Annotated in this window: 18 protein-coding genes; 9 read left to right on the plus strand and 9 right to left on the minus strand. The window is 50.9% G+C overall.

All coding sequences use genetic code 11. The features are described from left to right. Nucleotides 1-26: 26 nt before the first annotated feature. The 3 genes from KHS78_RS20820 to KHS78_RS20830 form a co-directional block, all read right to left on the minus strand. On the minus strand, nt 27-1,190 hold the full coding sequence (locus KHS78_RS20820; RefSeq protein WP_211830878.1) for a trans-sulfuration enzyme family protein: 1,164 nt from the start codon (nt 1,188-1,190) through the stop codon (nt 27-29). Continuing rightward, on the minus strand, nt 1,187-2,170 hold the full coding sequence (locus KHS78_RS20825) for a PLP-dependent cysteine synthase family protein (protein WP_211830879.1): 984 nt from the start codon (nt 2,168-2,170) through the stop codon (nt 1,187-1,189). Before KHS78_RS20825 ends, KHS78_RS20820 begins: the two co-directional genes overlap by 4 nt. 114 nt (nt 2,171-2,284) lie before the next feature. Continuing rightward, nucleotides 2,285-4,750, minus strand: coding sequence for a hypothetical protein (locus KHS78_RS20830; RefSeq protein WP_211830880.1), 2,466 nt, complete (start codon nt 4,748-4,750; stop codon nt 2,285-2,287). A 265-nt stretch (nt 4,751-5,015) separates the two neighbouring features. On the opposite strand from KHS78_RS20830, the gene KHS78_RS20835 reads away from it, so the two are divergent. Next, nucleotides 5,016-5,489: a hypothetical protein gene (locus KHS78_RS20835; RefSeq protein ID WP_211830881.1), complete on the plus strand. Its 474-nt coding sequence runs from the start codon at nt 5,016-5,018 to the stop codon at nt 5,487-5,489. A gap of 21 nt (nt 5,490-5,510) precedes the next feature. Here KHS78_RS20835 and KHS78_RS20840 read toward each other — a convergent pair whose 3' ends face one another. From KHS78_RS20840 to KHS78_RS20850, 3 genes are all read right to left on the minus strand, one after another. Next, nucleotides 5,511-6,365, minus strand: coding sequence for a mechanosensitive ion channel family protein (locus tag KHS78_RS20840; RefSeq protein ID WP_211830882.1), 855 nt, complete (start codon nt 6,363-6,365; stop codon nt 5,511-5,513). 155 nt (nt 6,366-6,520) lie between these two features. Further along, the gene (locus KHS78_RS20845) at nt 6,521-7,465 is read right to left on the minus strand and encodes a zinc ABC transporter substrate-binding protein (RefSeq protein WP_211830885.1); all 945 of its coding nucleotides are present in this window, start codon (nt 7,463-7,465) and stop codon (nt 6,521-6,523) included. Between the two features lie 163 nt (nt 7,466-7,628). Beyond that, nucleotides 7,629-8,849 carry a serine hydrolase domain-containing protein gene (locus KHS78_RS20850; protein WP_246506741.1) on the minus strand — a complete coding sequence of 407 codons (1,221 nt, stop codon included), beginning with the start codon at nt 8,847-8,849 and terminating at the stop codon, nt 7,629-7,631. Between the two features lie 333 nt (nt 8,850-9,182). Here KHS78_RS20850 and KHS78_RS20855 point away from each other — a divergent pair, with 333 nt between their 5' ends. From KHS78_RS20855 to KHS78_RS20885, 7 genes are all read left to right on the plus strand, one after another. Next, nucleotides 9,183-10,520, plus strand: coding sequence for an ammonium transporter (locus tag KHS78_RS20855; RefSeq protein WP_211830886.1), 1,338 nt, complete (start codon nt 9,183-9,185; stop codon nt 10,518-10,520). 59 nt (nt 10,521-10,579) lie between these two features. Beyond that, a complete protein-coding gene (locus KHS78_RS20860; RefSeq protein WP_211830888.1) occupies nt 10,580-10,750 on the plus strand; it encodes a hypothetical protein in 171 nt (56 codons plus the stop codon). 53 nt (nt 10,751-10,803) lie between these two features. Next, nucleotides 10,804-10,998 carry a hypothetical protein gene (locus KHS78_RS20865; protein ID WP_211830891.1) on the plus strand — a complete coding sequence of 65 codons (195 nt, stop codon included), beginning with the start codon at nt 10,804-10,806 and terminating at the stop codon, nt 10,996-10,998. A 78-nt stretch (nt 10,999-11,076) separates the two neighbouring features. Beyond that, a complete protein-coding gene (locus tag KHS78_RS20870; protein WP_211830892.1) occupies nt 11,077-12,489 on the plus strand; it encodes an ethanolamine ammonia-lyase subunit EutB in 1,413 nt (470 codons plus the stop codon). Then, complete coding sequence (gene eutC / locus KHS78_RS20875) at nt 12,486-13,319, plus strand: ethanolamine ammonia-lyase subunit EutC (RefSeq protein WP_211830893.1); 834 nt, start codon at nt 12,486-12,488, stop codon at nt 13,317-13,319. The genes KHS78_RS20870 and eutC overlap by 4 nt, the downstream gene beginning before the upstream one ends. Before the next feature lie 2 nt (nt 13,320-13,321). Continuing rightward, nucleotides 13,322-13,510, plus strand: a complete 189-nt coding sequence (locus tag KHS78_RS20880) for a hypothetical protein (RefSeq protein WP_211830894.1) — start codon at nt 13,322-13,324, stop codon at nt 13,508-13,510. A gap of 112 nt (nt 13,511-13,622) precedes the next feature. Beyond that, the gene (locus KHS78_RS20885) at nt 13,623-14,204 is read left to right on the plus strand and encodes a class I SAM-dependent methyltransferase (RefSeq protein WP_211830895.1); all 582 of its coding nucleotides are present in this window, start codon (nt 13,623-13,625) and stop codon (nt 14,202-14,204) included. On the opposite strand, the gene KHS78_RS20890 is transcribed toward KHS78_RS20885, so the two are convergent. Beyond that, nucleotides 14,144-14,335, minus strand: coding sequence for a PA3496 family putative envelope integrity protein (locus KHS78_RS20890; RefSeq protein ID WP_211830896.1), 192 nt, complete (start codon nt 14,333-14,335; stop codon nt 14,144-14,146). The two genes, KHS78_RS20885 and KHS78_RS20890, sit on opposite strands and share 61 nt — an antisense overlap. A 191-nt stretch (nt 14,336-14,526) precedes the next feature. Beyond that, nucleotides 14,527-15,381, minus strand: coding sequence for a transcriptional regulator HexR (hexR, locus tag KHS78_RS20895; protein WP_211830897.1), 855 nt, complete (start codon nt 15,379-15,381; stop codon nt 14,527-14,529). A gap of 555 nt (nt 15,382-15,936) precedes the next feature. On the opposite strand from hexR, the gene KHS78_RS20900 reads away from it, so the two are divergent. Then, nucleotides 15,937-16,716 (plus strand): gamma-glutamylcyclotransferase family protein, encoded by a 780-nt coding sequence (locus KHS78_RS20900; protein WP_211830899.1) that lies wholly within the window; start codon nt 15,937-15,939, stop codon nt 16,714-16,716. A 17-nt stretch (nt 16,717-16,733) separates the two neighbouring features. Here KHS78_RS20900 and KHS78_RS20905 read toward each other — a convergent pair whose 3' ends face one another. Next, nucleotides 16,734-19,568, minus strand: a complete 2,835-nt coding sequence (locus KHS78_RS20905) for an EAL domain-containing protein (protein ID WP_211830901.1) — start codon at nt 19,566-19,568, stop codon at nt 16,734-16,736. Nucleotides 19,569-19,653: the final 85 nt, after the last annotated feature.

Raw genomic sequence — 19,653 nt, forward strand, 5'->3', positions numbered from 1 at the left:
TGATTCCTGTTCATACCGTGAAGTGATCAGGCTGCCTGCAGTGCGGTGTCGAGATCAGCTTTTAAGTCCTCGATATCTTCAATACCCACAGAGAGCCGGATCAGGTTGTCATGAATCCCGATGGTTTTCCGGGTTTCGGGGGGGATGCTGGCGTGTGTCATGATCGCGGGTTGTTCCACCAGGCTTTCCACACCGCCCAGGCTTTCCGCCAGGGTGAATAACTGGAGCCGGGAGAAGAAACGGCTCGTTTCCTGTATGCCGCCTTTTATCTGAATGGAGACCACGCCACTGAAGCCCGTCATTTGTCGTTTCGCTAGAGCGTGTTGTGGATGACTGGGTAGTCCAGGATAAATAACGTTTTCAACTTGCCGGTGCTGTGCAAGCCACTCAGCCAGTTGCTGTGCATTATCATTGTGAGCGCGCATGCGTAAGGCCAGCGTCTTGATACCACGTAAGGTCAGGTAGCTGTCGAACGGGCCGGCCACACTGCCAATGGCATTTTGCAGGAATGTCAGATTGTCACTCAGGTGGGTGTTGCTGCCCACAATTACTGCGCCACCTACCGTGTCCGAATGGCCATTCAGGTATTTGGTAGTGGAGTGCACCACGATATCCGCACCCAGCGACAAAGGTTGCTGGTTGAAAGGGGTGGCGAAGGTGTTATCCACAACCACCAGAATATCCTGCGCTTTGGCCAGTGTGCAGATGGCTTCTATATCCACCAGTTTGAGTAGCGGGTTCGTCGGTGATTCTATCCAGATCATGCGGGTGTTGGCCTGTATTGCCTGCTCGCAGGCTTCCGGGTCAGACATGTCGATAAAGCTGAAGGCCAATCCTGCGCTGCGCCGACGTACCTGATCAAACAGGCGAAAGGTGCCGCCATACAGGTCATTCATGGCAATGACATGGTCACCATGGCTCAACAGTTCCAGCACTGTGCCAATAGCTGCTAACCCCGAGGCAAATGCGAAGCCATGCTGGCCGCCCTCCAGACTGGCCAATAGTCGTTCACAGGCAAACCGGGTCGGGTTCTGACTTCGGGAATATTCAAAGCCGGTGTGGTGGCCCGGCGCCTGCTGGGCATAGGTGGATGCAGTGACGATGGCAGGCATCACGGCACCTGTCACCGGATCATTCTCCTGTCCGCCATGGATGGTGCAGGTGGCGAAGCGCATGGGTTGGCTGGTCATAGTGTTTCGCTGTCTCCGGCAAGGTGATGCTGTTCAAGCCAGTCGGCATTGAACGCCTTGGAGAGATAACGATAGCCTGTATCACACGCAAGGGTGACAACGGTTTTGGGAATCGTTTGTTGTCGGCAGTATTGCAATGCGGCGGCCAGCAGGACACCGGTTGAGGTACCGGCCAGAATCAGCTCGCGGCTGAACAGCGCGCGGGTGTGTTGAAAGGCGTCATGGTCGGTGATGCTGAAGGCATGATCAACGAGGGAGAGGTCACAGTTATCCGGTACAAAATCCTCGCCAATACCTTCAACCAGCCAGCTGCCAGCTTCCATACCGGACTTCCCCTTCACCTTGGGAGCCAGCAGCGACCCTTCCGGATCGGCCAGTACGATGTCGATGTCCGGGTTGTGTTCTTTCAGGTAACGGCCTGTGCCAGTCAGGGTGCCACCGGTGCCCACGCCGCAGACAAAGGCATTGATCTGTCCTTCGGTTTGCTGCCAGAGTTCGGGGCCGGTTGTGTGGTAATGGGCGTCAATATTGGCGGCATTGGCGAACTGGTTGGTATAGAACAGGCTCTTTTCCCGGCTGATAGTTTCTGCAAAATCCAGGTAATAGTCAGGATGACCCCGGCTGACATCCGATCGGGTGATCACGACGTGAACGCCCATGATGTTCAGCAGATCAATTTTTTCCCGGCTCATTTTGTCAGGCACTACCGTCGTAAGCGGATAGCCTTTCATGCGTGCAATAGCAGCCAGGCTGATGCCGGTATTCCCGGCAGTGGCTTCAATAATGCCTTGCCCAGGACGTAATTCGCCGTTTTTCTCTGCTGCATTGATGATGCTCAGGGCTGTCCGGTCTTTGATGGAACCATTAGGATTGTTGCATTCCAGCTTGATCAAAAGACGGCAGCAGCCGGTATCGAAATGATGGAGTTGCATGATCGGTGTATTGCCGATTAGCTCTAGCGTGGAATTGTTGGTCAACATATATCAATGACAGTTATTCATTAGGATGCTCTAGTCTTACATAAGACTGCATATATGACTGTAATTATTTGATGTATCAATATAACTGAATGATCAGTTCGAAACTTTTAGAAGTTATGGTTTTTTCTTGATGATTTTAATTTTGGGTTCAATAACTTTTAAATAGTGACATATCCGCCTTCTACGCCAAGGCTTAATTCTATCAGCAAGATCAGAAAATTTTCTTCCTGGTTCGGGATTTCCAAGGTCTCTATGACAATGGCCGGCGGCACTATAGAGATCGGAAATAAGAGAGATGTAGGGAACCCGATAACTACCTTCATAAATGAATTCTGTAAGGAGAGGGGCTTCCAGGAAATGAACCATATCGATGATATTAGGTACTTTCTGTTTTTCTTGTTTTTCTTGTTTTTCTTGTTTTTCTTGTTTTTCTTGTTTTTCTTGTTTTTCTTGTTTTTCTTGTTTTTCTTGTTTTTCTTGTAGATATGCTTTAATGGCGCAGGCTAATCCACGGTTAAAGAAAGACAATGCCAGTTTTCTCACTTCCGGGTTCGGTGCGAGTGCTTTATGCGCCCAGCCGTTTCGCCACAATAGCCTGCCACGCTCTAACGCGGTCAGGGTTGGTATACTCAGCGCTTCGTCGATTGTTTGCTTAATGGTATGCAGGCTGCATAATTCCATTTCATTTTTTATCTTGTTTATAAAATAGTTGTAATCCAATACTGGTGCAGCTGCCTTTTTTCTATGTGCTTTTTTTAAAGTGGAAGGGGGAGGCTCTACCGGCTGAGGTGGGGAAGATAAGGCTTCTTGAGAAATTAGGGTTACACCTGCTTTTGTCATTGTCTGGGAGTAATTTTCAGAAACTGATGATGTTGCTTCAGATGAAAGGTGCGTTTCTTGAAGGTGGGCTGTAAGTTCCTCTACACTTTCTTGTTTTACTGGCTGTTCTTCAGGTATTACAGTATCAGGCTTTGTATCTTTAGCGTAGACGAGGCTTTCCAATTCATGCGTGGCTGAAGCCTCAGCGTAGATACGATTTTCTAACTCCTCAGCTTTGAATGTCATCATTGCAACTTCATGATGCATATTCATGGCTGTGTATTCATTGATGAGCTCTGTTGTTTCGTCAAGTGCTTCGATCAGTCTATTTTGTCTTATCAGTAGCTCTAAATAGTGTAATCTAATAGCGCAAGGTAATTTACCATCTGTCACTCTGATAGCATCATTAAAATATTCTTCCAATAATGGCCAGTTTTGACAGGTGTTTAGATATGTTATAACGATATAGTCCAGAGTTTCACGAGAAAGTAAAGGGTCAAACTGGCAGGGGTGTGTATCACAAGATGGGCGTGTTTTTATGGCGGGATAACCATAAACCCAGGTACATTTATGATATTCAGGAATTTTTGCTAAGAAGCGAGTGAGCAGTATACCATTTTCAGGTATTAATTGTTTTAATTGTGCGATGCAGGTGATAAATTGATCTCTATCTTCTTTTAATAAAGTATATAAAATAATTGGCTGAGAGCATTGTAAATATTTAAAAAGTAACTCGCGATTTCCAAGGAAGTTGTAATATAGATGACTATAGAATGTATCATGCTCCTCCTCGCATTGAGTAAGGAAAGTAAAATAGGGCTGACCTTTCATAAATGGCTCGGTTTGATAAAAAGTGTGCTCAGCAAAAATATTGCCTTTAACCATAGCAGGGGCATTTCGTTTTGAAGGCGGTTTTCTTTTAATTTCGTTAATGCGATCAATATTTAACTTGAATAATGATGTCAAAATGCTGAGACTCTCTTTTTCTATTTTGGAGCCTTTGCTTTTATGCTTTGTTGCGTGGTATATGTTATCGACAAGTGCAAAAGCTCGCTGCATGTTGGGGGGGAAGGCGGTATTATCAACGCTGAGGTTATATACAATGCCAGCCATGGTTGCATAAGGATTTTCGTATCGAATAGCCAGTTCAAGGCTATTACGCATTTCTTGTTCTAATGTATTAAAGGTGGTTGTTGGCAGTGCTGAGGCTCCTCCGATCTCTTGTGCTACTCTGGCTTTCTTTTTTTTATTTAATAGAAGGTGAAAGTTTAAGTAGTAAACGGTTCCTCTCATATCATCAGGGTAAGATGGGCCTTTAGTGTCATTCAGTGCATCCATCGCAACATTTATACGTTCTTGTGCTTTATCGAGCTGATTACAAATTAGATGGCAGTGAATAACACCAATTAACCATGATAAATATCCTCTGAATGGTATTCGTTCTCCTTCAGGAAGATGAATATCTTGATTTACCCTGATTCTTATTCCTTGAAATGCAGACTCGAACTCAGCAATACATTGCTTTGCAATGGAAGTATTACTTATTTTTTCTGTGATTTGATAGCCTGTACCGAATCTGCTTGGCTTTCCTCTGACACTGATAGATGTGCCTGTGAATCGCCTGTGAGGTGTTAGAGAGGCTGTTGAAGCTCCAGCTACCAGTGGTTGATCGGGTGTGTCTGAATCATCTGGGGGTGTTACAGCCATGCGGCCTGTATGATGACTGCTAGAAATGTTGGGAGGAGGGAATTTCGAGTCCATTGTAGTTCCTTTACTTATAGCTGGTCTTAATTCAGACAAATTTTGAAATATCTAATCGATTATTTTCACTAACATTATGCTTAGTATGCCTACTAATTTCTTTTCATCCGCAGTGATAAAAAGGCAAAATATAGCGTGCAGGGATGGAATGGATAGTTGTATCGATATACCCAAATAATGGCGTGTGTGTCGGATACTGTGTGACTTCTATACTCAGTAGATAATGGCGGGTGTCTCGAACCGATTCAGGGAGGAATCATTCACTATGCCTGCACCTCGGAATCGTCGCTTCATTTATTTATGGATCAGCTCTGTGCTCTTGTTTGTCGCATTGGGTACAGTATCGCTTTCTCTGGATATTTATCGCTGGTTTCCAGCCTTCGGTTTTATGGGATATTCCGCTGTGCTGGTGCTGTTACTCTCCGCTATGGCGAATGCCTGGGGGAAATGGCATTACATTGCCGTGAGTATCACGTTGATTCTTTTTGGAACTATTGCCTCTTTGGATATCGTGATGTCCAAGGAAGCGATTGTGGCGGATCTGGCGGTGATCGAAATGTCAGGCCTGCAACGGCTGTTGGCCGATCCCGCCATGATTGACGACTATGTGAATATCCTTGTGATTCTGCTGAATATTTTTACCAGCAGTGTGGCGGGGAATGCGTTGTTTTATGGGCTGAATACCCGAAACTTTGTTGCTAAAGAACACGGTTCGAGGATGAGGGTGGTTGATGAGTAACCATCCTCATCCTGCGATGGATCAGGCTATTTCTGGCAATTTCTCGTTGACTATCCGGACTTCGCTTTGCGGGAACGGAATCACAATGCCGGCCTCTTTCAGGGCTTTGTAGAGTGCCAGGTTAGTCTGGTATTTCACCCGGTAGTACTGTTTTGTCGGTGCCCAGTAACGGATACCCAGTTCAATGGCGCTGTCACCAAAGGCATCAACACCAATTTGTATACCCTGTTTCTGATCAATATCTGGCTGTGTTGCGGTGGCTTTTTCCAGCACGGCAATCGCCTGCTCCGGATCAGTTTGGTAGCTGATGCCGATTTTTGTCTCAACTAACATGTTACCAAACGAATTGTGCAGCACTTCTCCCAGAATGTGTTTGTTGGGGATGCAGATCTCTTCGCCTTCCTCATTGGTCAGTATGGTTTTGCCCAGACTGATGGCTTTCACCTGGCCGCTCACGCCAAGCACGCTGATGGTGTTTGAAACGACAAAGGGACGGGTAACAATGATGGTGATACCCGCAGCGTAGTTGGACAGCATGCCCTGCAACGCGAGTCCGGCACCGAGAGAGACCGCACCGATGGCGGCGACCAACGGCGTAACGCTGATTCCCAGCTTACCCAGGGCAATAATGCCGATCAGGACAATGATCAGGATGCGCACGGCGCTGGCGACAAAGGTGGCCAGAGTAATATCGATATTGTGTTTCTTGAACAATCCCAGCAACAGGCGGGAGACTTTGCTGGCCACCCAGAGGCCGATGCAGAAAATGATCAGGGCGCCAACGAGTTGGAAACTGTATTTCACCAGGAACTCGGTGATCAGCGTATAGACGTTTTGAAGCTGTTGCAGCTCCTGTTCAAGGCCGGTTTGATTCATTGCCTGATTCCCTGAGGTGTTATCTGCCATCCGGATGAACGGGACGCGCCGTCAAAGGATGGCCTGTGATTTATATGAACACTGTCGAATAGTATCCGGATCGGCGGGGAGTACAAGCGGGTTTATCCCGGCGTGGATGGCCGGGACGGAAAGGGTTACTCAGACAGGCATTCGGTAATAGTGTTGCCCACCTGACGAAGGTAGGCGGGATAGCCGTTGGCCGAAACGGGAATATTGCCTGCCATGGGGTCAAGCACAGCCTCCCCTACATCCAGTCCTTCGGTCAGACGATCGATATAGGCGGGTTTGAACTGGGGTTCGCGGAAGATGCAGGTATGGCCGGCGCGCTTGAGAGAATCCTTGAGTTTCATCAGGTGGCGCGCTCCCGGTTGGCGATCCGGACTCAGTGCAAAGACATCCTTGACGGTGAGACGGTAGTGGTCGGCAAAGTAGCCCCAGGCATCGTGAAAGACGAAGAATCCGTGCTGACGGACGCTGGCCAGGCTTTCGTTGTTGGCGAGATCGGTAGCTTTCACCTGGTCGATAAAGGACGTCAGATTCTCACGGTAACGCGGGGTATTCTGGGGATCGATGGCTGCCAGGGTATCTGTCATGGCTTTACCCATGGCAATGGCATTACCTGGTGACAGCCAGACATGGGAGTCAACGGAGCCATGGTTATCATGATCGTCGTGATGGTCATGGTGATGTTCTTCACCGCTCCATTCCCTCAGATGCATCCCCGGGGCACCCATCAACGCCACAATGCGTTGTCCGGATGTGTTGTTTGCCGCTACCTGTTCCAGCGGTTTTTCCAGGAAGGTTTCAAGCTCTGGACCCAGCCAGAAAACAACGGATGTGTCTGTCAGCCGGCGAATATCGGAAGGTTTCATGCTGTAGCTGTGGGGAGATAACCCCGGATCAAGCAGCAGACCCGGTTCGCTGATCCCGTCGGTAATGGCGGCAGCAATCAATTGCAGTGGCTTGATACTGGTGATGACGCTGACCGGTGGTGTTTTATTCACCGTCTCCGCTGCCTGTGTGGGCAGGGCGGCAGGGATCAGGCAGGCAAACAACAGCAGAGCACGGAATAACGGCATAAAGGGGTACTTCGCGGATCGTCAGGAATAATGGCAAAAACGTTATGTTATAACATTTGCTGTGTTGGGAAAATGATTCTGTCCGAAACAGAGGGAACAGGGAATGAAAGCAGGGGCTTTTCTGCCAGTACCTTGGGTACGGCAGAAAAGACTATGAGACCGCTTACTTCAGGTTACGGGCGATATGTCGGAACACCGCGATACTTTCGGTCTCCATCGCTTCTGAGGAGTTATTGTAGTCGCTGTAGGCAGAGGACTTGGCGATAACCACTCGATGCTTGGGGTTAACGTAAATAAACTGGCCGTAGATGCCGACTGCCAGATAATCTCCTTCATCGGTTGTCTCTTCCGGCAGCCACCATTGGTAGGCATAACCAAAGCGAGAACCAGAGGCTGGATTTTTGCCGGGCATCAGGTGGGGCGCGTCGGGTGTCACGGATGCCTTGATCCAGCTTTCTGGCAATAATTGCTTGCCTTGCCAGTTCTTGCCTTGATTCAGGTATAGCTGACCGAAACGGGCGTAATCGCGCAGGGTGCTGTTGAGACCCCCGAAGGCCAGTTCGACGCCATCATCATCCGTCAGCCAATAGACATCAGATTCTGCCCCCAGATGCGACCAGAGTTTCTCTTCCATATACTCAGAGAGATTTTTCCCCGTAGCCCGGGTGATGACCATGGCGACCACCTGGGTATCCATGCTGACATAGTGGTTGTAGGTGCCCGGCTCACGGGTATTTTTCAGTGAAATGACAAAGTCATCAATGCTGGTGCCCAGCGCCATGGTGCGACCCATGCGGTTGATATCAGAATAAAAATCGCCGTAATCCTCATTGAACCCGATACCGGACGACATCTGCAGGACATCTTTGAGGCGCACATTGTTATAGCCGCTGGTTTTCAGTTCCGGTACATAATCCGTCACCGGGTCTTCAAGCGTCTTTATCGCGCCATCCTGCAGGGCGAATCCGGTGAGCGCGGAGACGAAAGACTTGGCGACCGACCAGGAGATGGTCCGGCTGTTCTCGTCATTCCCGCGATAGTATTCCTGGAAAACCATCTTGCCGTCTTTCAGGACAACCAGCCCGGTGGTTTCGGTGCGGTCGAGCCAGTCTTCCAGGTCGCGTTGTTCATTATTCCATGAATAACTTTCCGACAGGGGCTGGGGCTGTTCAGGTAATCTGTACACGGGGCCGGAACGTGCAACGTCTCGAGATGCGAAGATGGTGCCCATGCTTCTGAAGTTGTGTTGAATTACATCTGGATCAAACAGGGTCAGCACATGGTAGAACCGGTTGATTTCCGTATGGAAGCGAATGCCTACCCCGATAGCTATCAGGCAGACCACCAACAGAATCAGAGTAAGCGCGCGTTTCATCATCGTCATTATTGTTGTTCTTTCGTTTTATAGGGTTGCCGGATGACGTGGCGATCAGGCTGACTGACATAGTAGCAAAGAGCCTGTCAGTAATGACACTTTCACTGATACATAACGGTGCGTAACGCCTGTTGTTGTCTCGTAACAGTGCCGGTTTTATTCGCATTCGTTTGTTTGTTGGGTTGCTGGCAAGGATAGAACCTTCGGTCTGGATCACTTTCTGCTTAAAACATTCTCAAATCTCATCCGGTTGACAAAGTTGGCACTGCCAATGCAAAGGCCCATGCGACAAAGCTGAACCTATGCACAACAACAGACAGCAGGTTAACTGGGGGAGTGAGTATGAGCCCAACCGAAATGGAAGCCCTGAAAGCGGCTTTTGAAATGCACCAGGCGATGAACATTGAGGTGTTCTACTGGTGGTGTACTGCGATCATGTTCATGATCCACGCCGGGTTCTTGGCCTATGAGATCGGGGCCTCGAGAGTGAAGAATGCCCTAGCGTCGGGCATGAAGAATATCCTGACGCTCGCTGTGATTATCCCTACGTTCTATTTCTTTGGCTGGTGGATTTATAACGCTTTTCCCGGTGGGTTTGTTCCAGTTGAAGCTGCGGCTGCTCTCCCCTGGTCGACCAGCATGGGACCGGACGCGACCGATTTGGGTACCGGTATCTTCTGGGCGGCATTCGCCATGTTTGGTGCAACAACCGGTTCCATCATGTCGGGCGCGGTGATTGAGCGGATTCGCCTGAGCGCCTACCTGATCCTGGCGGTTGTAGTTGGCTCTGTGGTCTGGATTCTGGCGGGCGCCTGGGGATGGCATCCGGAAGGCTGGCTGCTGCTGGATCTGGGTTACCACGATGTGGGTGCATCCGGTGTCGTTCATGCCGTGGCCGGCTTCTTCTCGTTGGGTGTATTGATCAATCTTGGGCCGCGTATTGGCAAATATGTTGATGGCAAGCCGATGGCGATTGTGCCGCATAACATGCCGATGGCGCTGATTGGCTTGATGATGATCATTGTGGGTTTCTTCGGATTCCTTGGCGGGTGCATCATCTTTAACGGCGGCGATACCGGCTGGACCACTATCTACAACACGCCAACCAACCTTTCCGCATTTGCCTTCAATACCCTGATGGGCTTTGCCGGCGGGGTTGTGGGCGCCTACCTGACGTCCCGTGAGCCTTTCATGACCATGTCCGGTGGTCTGGCCGGCATCATTACGGTTGCAGCGGGTCTTGATCTTTATTACCCCGGTCTGGCGTTTGTGCTGGCAGCAATTGGTGGTCTCACCATGCCATTGTTTGGTCGCTTCCTTGAAAAGCGTGGGATTGATGATGCCGTCGGCGCGGTGGCTGTACATGGTTGGTGCGGTTTCCTCGGTGTGGTTTTCGTGGGCCTCTTTGCGGCGGGTTATCCGAACGTGGGCGATGCGCCGGACATCTCATTCACCGGTCAGCTGCTGGCTGCCGTCATCATGTGCCTGCTCGGCTTTATCCCCGGCTATGTCATTTCGTATGCCATGAAGCAGTTCAAGATGCTGCGGGTGCCTGAGAAGGTCGAAGCCCTGGGGCTGGATCTGGTGGAAATCCCTGCACGTCCTTATCCGGAAACTGTACCGGCACAGGATATTGTTGCCTCAACCCTGACGCCGGATATGCCAGCTAACAAAGCCTGATTCTTTCAACGGCGGGAGTAGCACCTCCCGCCCGTTTCACCCAACAGGAGAACACCATCATGAATGCATCACCAATTACCAGCTGGGAAGGGGTTAGCGCTTATTTCACTTATGCCGATAACCCTTTTGTCATCGGGCTCTGTTTTGTGGCGGCGGTGGGGGTGTTTGCCGGTTTGATCGGCACCATCATCCATCACGAAGCCAGTGCTTTTGGCCCGCATAACGATTAAGCGAGAACGGGAAAGAAGCCTCTTTCCCGTCACTGCAACGCCGGGAGAACGCCATGAGCTACAGGAATGTTTTGGGACAACGCCGTTGCCGTTATCTGCCCTGTCGTCAGCCGGATTGTAAGCAGTGTGGCGGGGAAGCCTGTACGGATTCAGCCCTGAGTCGCAGCCATTATCTGTGTACTGCGCTTTATCGTCGTTTGCAGTGCAGCTTTCATCGTCAGAAAGCCCAAGGACGTCTGGAATGTTGATCAGAGGTCAGCGTAACGGACAGTCGTCAGAATGAATCAATAAAACAAAACTATGAGTAACAGGAGTAATGCTCGCGCATGGGTTACGGAATAGTACTCGGTACACAGAAATACCAGTTCGCTGACCTGAATACACTGATGGCGAAAGCATCGCCGCTGCGTTCCGGTGACTGTCTGGCGGGGATTGCTACTGTCGATGAACAGGAACGGGTGGCAGCCCAGCTGACGCTGGCGGATCTTCCCCTGAAAACCTTCCTGAATGAAGCGCTGATTCCCTATGAAACCGATGATGTTACGCGTCTGATTCTGGATAACCATGACCTTGGGGCATTTGCACCGGTCAGCCATTTAACGGTGGGTGATTTTCGTAACTGGTTATTGAGTGATCGGGTGGATGCAGAAACACTCGCCAGCATCCGTACCGGTATTACGCCGGAGATGGCGGCAGCTGTCAGCAAGATCATGCGTATTCAGGATCTGATTCTGGTGGCGAAGAAGTGTCAGGTCACCACCCGGTTCCGCAATACCATTGGTTTGCCGGGGCGACTGTCGACACGGTTGCAACCCAATCATCCAACCGATGATCCCGCCGGTGTGGCGGCATCAGTGCTGGATGGTCTGTTGTATGGCAATGGTGATGCGGTGATCGGGATTAATCCGGCGACGGATAACCTGGAGGCTGTTATCCGGTTAATGCATTTGCTGGATGAAGTGATTCAGCATTATGCCATCCCGACACAAAGCTGCGTCCTGACGCACGTTACCACCCATATCGAAGCGATGAACCGGGGAGCGCCAGTTGATCTGGTGTTTCAGTCCATTGCCGGGACGCAGGGCACGAATGAGAGCTTTGGTGTCAGTTTGTCTGTATTGCAGGAAGCCCACGAGGCGGCTTTGGCATTACAGCGGGGGACGGTTGGCTCGCAATGCATGTATTTTGAGACGGGGCAGGGTAGCGCCTTGTCAGCCAATGCCCATCATGGTGTTGATCAGCAGACCTGTGAAGCACGTGCTTACGCGGTTGCCCGGCAGTTTGATCCGTTGCTGGTGAATACCGTGGTGGGTTTTATCGGGCCGGAATACCTCTATAACGGCAAGCAGATTATCCGTGCCGGGCTGGAAGATCATTTCTGCGGCAAGCTGCTGGGGTTACCCATGGGGTGTGACATCTGTTACACCAACCACGCCGAAGCGGATCAGGATGATATGGATATGCTGCTGACCCAGTTTGCTGCGGCCGGTGGCACATTCATCATGGGCATTCCCGGTTCTGATGACATCATGCTGAACTACCAGACCTCCTCGTTCCATGATGCGCTTTATGCCCGACAACTGTTAGGGCTTCGCGCCGCGCCAGAATTCGAACACTGGTTGCAGACGATGGGAATTGTGGATCAGGACAACCGGCTGATACACCATCGGCTAGGTTTGCCGCCAGCGTTTCAGCATGTGATAGTGAACGAAACAGAGGCAACAACAATAACATCATGAGTAGTCAGCCTCCGACGAAACAGGACTTTCTGATCGATAACCCCTGGCAGTCTCTGCGACGCCATACCGATGCACGCATTGGTTTGGGACGTAGTGGTGTCAGCCTGCCCACCGATGCCCACCTCTCTTTCCAGCTGGCCCATGCCCGGGCTCGTGATGCCGTGCATATTCCGCTGGCCATTGATCAGCTGGAGAAAGCGATCCGTGCCTTTTCTCCTGTGGATATCTGGTCGCTGAAAAGCCGGACCGCTGATCGGGCCACTTATCTCCAGCGGCCGGATCTGGGGCGTTTGCTGAGTCGGGAATCAGAACAGTTTCTTCGTCAGCACAGCCTTGCAGAAGGATTTGATATCGCCGTGGTGATTGTCGATGGGCTTTCATCGACCGCTGTTCAGCACCATGCGCCGCCGATGCTGGAACATCTGCTGTCAGCCATTCATCCGTTAGGGTATCGCTGTGCGCCGATCTGCCTGGTCACCCAGGGGCGGGTTGCGGTGGGTGATCCGATCGGTGAACTGTTGAATGCCCGGCTGCTGGTGATGATGATCGGGGAGCGACCGGGACTCAGTTCGCCGGATTCCCTGGGGATTTATTTCACCTGGCAGCCACAGTCCGGTAAGACGGATGCGCAGCGCAACTGCATCTCCAATATTCGCCATGAAGGGCTCAGTTATGAGGAGGCGACGCACAAGCTGATGTACCTCATGCAGGAAGCGGATCGTCGGCAACTCTCCGGCGTCTACCTGAAAGATGAAACCGATGCCGGCGAGGCATCACTGCCGGGACGAGAAAAGACCGGTAATCTTCTGATAAACCGTCATAAGGACTAATTGTGGAAAAACTGCCGCTGATTTTGAAGCGTACCCTGTTCTATCCGCTGTTTTTACTCTGCTCAATGGGATTTTACCTGCTGGAATGGCGGGGAATGGGGGCGGTTATGGTCGCCATGCTGGTGGCAGGATGTATTCATTGCCTGGTGAACGGGTACGACCTCTGGTTACTGAAAAAACACAGCAAATAATATGAGTTGGTGATGTCATCGCCTGATGTGCGGGTTGCTCACGTTAACCAGCGCATTCATCCGATCCTGTTGCTCGCCGATGTTATCCCCAGGACGCATTCTGGAATGAGCGATGACGGGATTGGAGATCACAGTACTGGTTTGCCTGTTTCTGGTGGTCGCGTTGATTGCCGGCTTCACCCTGAAAAATGGTATCGGCCCCACACCCTCCTGCCGCCGTACGACAGATGCACTGGATAATCTGTTACCTGAGACAACCGATGGTGTGATTATGGAGTTCGGCTGTGGCTGGGGGGGAATCGCACTGTATCTGGCCAGAAAGTATCCGGAAAATCCGGTGGTTGCCTGGGAGAATTCACCGGTTCCCTGGCTTGTCGCTTATCTGAGAAAGGTGTTGAGCGGACAGGACAACCTGAGTGTCCGCTATGGGGATTTTCGCCGCGCCTCTCTGGATGATTGCGGGCTTATCTACTGCTATCTCTGCACAGGACAGATGCTGCGTATCCGAGAGCTTTTGCTGTCTGCATCGGTTAGCCCACCGTGTCAGCTCGTCAGCAGTACATTCTCCATTCCGGGCTGGACACCCATGTTGGAGCATCCGATAGGTGACTGGTATGGGAGCCGTCTGTGGGTCTATATGCTGTCCCACCAACCGTCATCGCTTAACGCCTTGAGCCGCTTTTCCTCAAAGTGATCTTCTATGGCGCGACGGATATAGAGCGAACGCTCAGACGCTTTTTCCGGCAGGGGCTCGCTAGCTTTGACCTTCTCCTGGATCAACGGGCGTATAGTCTTTTCCGTGGTGCTGGTGCGTGGTTCAGTCATTGTGCCACTCCCTTTCTTGTTATTACTTGTTATGCGAATGGTGACCGGAGTCTGTTGCCGTTTTATGACCTTATTTCGCTATAGGCATTTTTATAAAGCGACAGGCTTGAACTCAAGCGAGATTATACCGGTCGCCTGTAGGAAATATGCCATTGTCGTTTAAATTTCCGGTAACGGTTCATGGCGCTTTGCTACTTTTGTGTAAGCCTCAGTGAACGAAGGTTTTTCTTAACCGTTTGCAATTGCTGCGCCAGCTCCGGCCCCCGTGACATGGCGACCCCCATCGCCAGCACATCAATCACCACCAGGTGAGCGATGCGAGATGTTAATGGCGTATAAATATCCGTGTTTTCCGGCACATTGATGGGCACATGAATATCACAGGCACTGGCCATGGGCGTGTTGGAAGGACACAGGGCAATGACCTTGGCCATTTGCTTCTGCACCAGTTGGATGACATGTAGCAATTCCTTGGTGCGTCCGGTCTGTGAAATAGCGATCACGACATCGTCAGGCGTCAGTGTTCCCGCAGACATGGACTGCATGTGAGGATCGGAATAGGCGGCGGTCGTCACCTGAAGGCGGAAAAACTTATGCTGTGCATCGGTGGCCACAATACCGGAGGCGCCATAGCCATAGAATTCAATCCGTTGCGCCTGACTGAGCAGGGCGATGGCCTGTTCCAGTTGTGCAGAGTCCAGCTGGTCACGAATATCAATCAGGTTGCTGATGGTGGTGTTGAAGACCATCTGCTTGAAATCGCCGGTGGATTCTTCCCCGGTCACTTCAAATTGGCCAAAGCTGGCGCCACTGGCCAGGCTCTGGGCCAGCTGTAGCTTGAAATCCTGAAAACCATGACAACCGATAGCCCGGCAGAAACGAAGCACCGTAGGCTCACTGACACCACAGTGTGCGGCGAGATCCGCGATGCTGATGTGAATCACATTGGCGGGATGCGCCGCCACATAATCCGCTACCTTATGCTCCGACTTCCTGAGAAGAGGTCGATTTTCATCAATATGTTGCAGCAGGTTAGTTGGGGGCATTGGATGACCGGTTCATTTTTGGATTGTAGTTATACAACAAGGGTTACAGGGATGGTAGTGGAATGTACCTATCTTTGCGGTGAGTGTGTCCGTAATTGTCAGTAAAACCAATGGTCCGGCCGGTAATCTTTATGTAGTAAAACTACAGTCATGCTGGCACGTGGTTCTGTCAAAACACAGGAGGGGGATGCAATGGCTGGTAGCAGGGGGTAACCAGTGCATTAGAATGTCAGACAATTGCAGGTGGAAATAATATTCCAAGGGAATTTTCAGGTTTGTTAAAGGTCTTTAGTAGTTATCAGGAGGGAGGCAAAATGGTTCTTTCACTACAGGGTATCAAATGTGCGGCCTTGGTTGCTGATCAGAGCTAATGGCATGAATCTGATGCACAATGGCTGCGTACACAATCGGTAAGCCTGTAGTGTCATTTCTACTTTCAACGAATAAGTCGTTTTTTGCCCATGCTATCTGTCAGGTAATGACTGTTATGGTCCAGGCAGCCTTCCTTCATTTTCTGTTTTTTTAATTTTTAAGACTGATGACAAGGATGGAAGGATGTTAAACAACATTTTTGCGATAGTGATTTTGTTTTCCCTGCTCACAACCAGTGCGATGGCTTCTCCGGAGGGTAAGTCCGTTTTTATTGTTGGTTATGGCAGTCTGATGCTGTCCCTGACCCGCACGGTGACAGCACCGGATGTGGCGGATCAGACACTGATCCCGGTACGGATCAATGGTTATGAGCGTAGCTGGAACCTCTGGCTGGAACAGTACGATATGCGCATGCTGGCCGCTGAAGAGAAGTCAGGGCGATTTGTTAACGGGTTGGCGTACCGTGTGAATCCACACGACCTCTGGCGTTTTGATGCCCGTGAAGGCCATCGTCACTATCGGCGTATCCGTTTACCGCTCAGTGCCGTTGAGCTTTATAACCCACAGGATAGTCGTTGGTTTTTTGAGCACTCCGATGAGGTAGAAGTCTACATGTATGTAGCGCTTAAGCATGATATTTCTGATGGGGGGAATTACCTGGGCAATGGGTATGACCATATGAACAAAAAGATTACCCGTTCCTACCTGGATGTTGTACTGGCTGGTTGTATGGAAGTGGATGACCGCAATCAGTTGAATGGGCGCTTTATTGGTGACTGCCATATCAGCATGGGGTTGCGCAAACACCATATTGATGATGACCGTCAGAAGCCCCGTTATCCCCGCGCTCCGGCGAACCTGCTGGACTCCGCCCGCAAGCGGGTCAGGGAACTGGAAGACTACCTGGATCAGGACTGGACTACTTACATGAACCGCATGAACACGGTCTGTGAAAGCAGTTAGCCTTGACCGGGTTTTGTTCAGGCGCGACGGGCGAGAAACTGGCTGAATTCCGTCGCGGGCAGAGGCTTGCTGATGAAATACCCCTGGACTTCATCGCAGGCATTGTCGCGCAGGAACTGAAGATGTGATGATTTCTCAACGCCCTCAGCGACTACCTTCAGGTCCAGGCTATGTGCCATGGCGATAATGGCGCGGGTAATGGCGGAATCATCCTCGCTGGTATCCAGGCTGCTGATAAAAGAGCGATCGATTTTAAGGGCATCAACCGGGAAGCGCTTCAGGTAGCTGAGTGATGAATAGCCGGTGCCGAAATCATCAATACTGATCGTCACACCCAGTTGCCGGATGGCATGCAGGGTCTCAATGGTTCGCTCAATATCGTCCATGATCAGGCTTTCGGTAAGTTCCAGCTCCAGAAGATGCGGTGGCAGATGGGTTTCGTCAAGAACGGTGCGGATCAGCTCAATCAGCTGCGTCTGACGCAACTGGCTGACTGAGAGGTTGACGGAAACCCGGATCTCACAACCCTGGTCCAGCCAGGTTCTGGCCTGCTGGCAGGCCTGACGCATGACAAACTCACCAATGTCGTTAATCAGGCTGCTTTCCTCGGCAATGCTGATAAACCGTCCCGGCGTTATCAGCCCTTCTTCCGGATGATTCCATCGGACCAGCGCTTCCGCTTTGGTGATGGTATCGCCAGCCAGCGTCATTTTAGGCTGATAATAGGTTTCCAGTTCACCATTGCAGATCGCCTTGCGCAGGCTGGTTTCCAGTGCGATTCGTTCTTTGGAGGCAGATTGCAGGTTCCTGTTATAAAACTGCAAATTATTGCCGCCGAGGTATTTGGCCTGTGCCATGGCCATATCGGCCTGGCTGATCAGCGTCTGTAATTCGCGGGCGTTATCCGGAAACAGCGTGACACCGATACTGGCGCCGATGATGAGCTCATGGTCGTTAATTCGGTATGGCATGGAAACCGCCTGGACAATGGTTTCACCCAAGGCGGAGATCGCTTTCTGACTCGGGTTATTATCAATGATGAGGCTGAACTCATCTGCCGCCAGACGCGCCACACTGTGTGCGTGTGAGGTATGTTGCATCAGGCGACGTGACACCTGCTGCAACAGGTCATCACCCACCTCGTGGCCAAGACTTTCGTTGATCTGTTTGAAACGGTCCAAGTCAATGGTGATCAGTGCAAAGGACTGTTGCTTGGCATCGGCATAGGCGATGGCTTCATACAGACGTTCACGAAACCGGTTTCGATTAGCCAGACCCGTCAGTGGATCATAATTGGCCAGATAGGTCAGACGTTCTTCCGTCTGTTTGTATTCGGTCAGGTCACGGAACAGGCCGACGTAATGTGTAATCCGGCCACTTTGATCGCGAACTGAACTGATCTGTATCCAGATTGGATAGGTATCGCCATCCTTCCGTCGTTCAATCAATTCGCCTTCATAACGACCCTGTTCAATCAGCGAACTGCCGATCTGGTTGTAGAGTTCTTCGTTACCGGCATCTGCCTGAAAATCAGCAATGGTTTTATTGATGATGTCGTCGTTACTGTATCCGGTCAGTTCCTTGAACGCCTTGTTGATGGCGACAAAGCGGAAGCGGGCATTCAGGACAAAGATCGCTTCGCTGGTGCTCTGAAACAGGGTGAGGGCCAGGCGGGTCTGTCGTTCATGTTCCATTTCCAGTGAGATATCCCGGCGTGTACCCAGCATGCGGCTTGCGCGTCCTTTGTCGTTCCATTCAACGACCTGGCCGCTGTCTTCTACCCAGACCCAGGAGCCATTGGCATGCAGTATCCGGTAACGGGCCCGGTACTGATCGGATTTATGTCGCAGGTGGGCAATGATCGCTTTGCGGACACGGGGCGCATCAGCCGTATGGATTAAAGGTTCCAGGTGGCCTTTGAAACCACTGAGTTTTTCTGTGTCATAGCCAAACAGTTCCTTGAAATGGCTGTGGTAGATCTGTTCGTTTTCCATGTCCCAGTCCCAGAAGCCCAGACGACTGGCGTCCAGGGCCTGGCTGAGGCGATGTTCACTGTTTTTTAACGCTTCTGTGGTTTCCGAGAGTTCCCGGGTCCGTTCGGTAACCATCTGCTCAAGTCCCGCATGGGTTTCCTCCAGTTCTTTCTGGGTATCCCTGACTTTGCGGTTTTCATCGGACAATAAATCACTGAGCGCCTGGTTACGAAAGCGTCGTTCCAATGATTTGATGGAAAAACGGTGTGCATAAAGTGCGCAATACAAGACAACGCCTAACAGAATAACCTGGATAAAGGCCCAGATATCAGTCTGGGGTACCGGATTCATCCACAGGGCAAGCGACACGGGCAAGAGACTTGGCAGGCTGAAACAGATAAAAGCAGGCAGGTAGCAGGAAAACAGTACGGCGCTTGATAGCAACGCTATTGTCAGCAAAAGCTGTGTTGCGGCGAGATCCATAAAGGTGGAAAACGGCATTAACAGGAGGATCGCTGCCGCAAAGGAGGCCCCGCTCAGGGATGTACTCATGCAGAAGTAAAGTAGCCACTTCTGATGACCATCCTGTTTTGTATCCTGCGCTTCCCGCAGGAAACCTGATGCCAGCGCCTGACGCAATAATCCGAGTGTTGCGAGCCAGGCTGCAATCGGTAACACCAGACTGGTATTGATTGAATTCCACAGCAGCAGAATGACACCAGACAGACTGATGCCCAGGATGATGATCATACGCAGTGATCCCTGGTGCAGCAGTTTCAGCTGTTCGGTGCTGATGCGTGCATTAAGCCAGGAATAGGACAGCTTCGCCTGTCGGTCATGCGTTATCTGGGGCGTGGATAACAGGTTGTGTTCCTGCATGATCTCAGCATTTGCGTCTGGGCGTAGCCGGTATCGTTCCTTTCCCGGGATCGGTGCCGGTCGTGCCGTCGTTGTTGTTTTTGTC

The sequence above is a fragment of the Kistimonas asteriae genome (assembly GCF_018263925.1).
Lineage (GTDB): Bacteria > Pseudomonadota > Gammaproteobacteria > Pseudomonadales > Endozoicomonadaceae > Kistimonas > Kistimonas asteriae.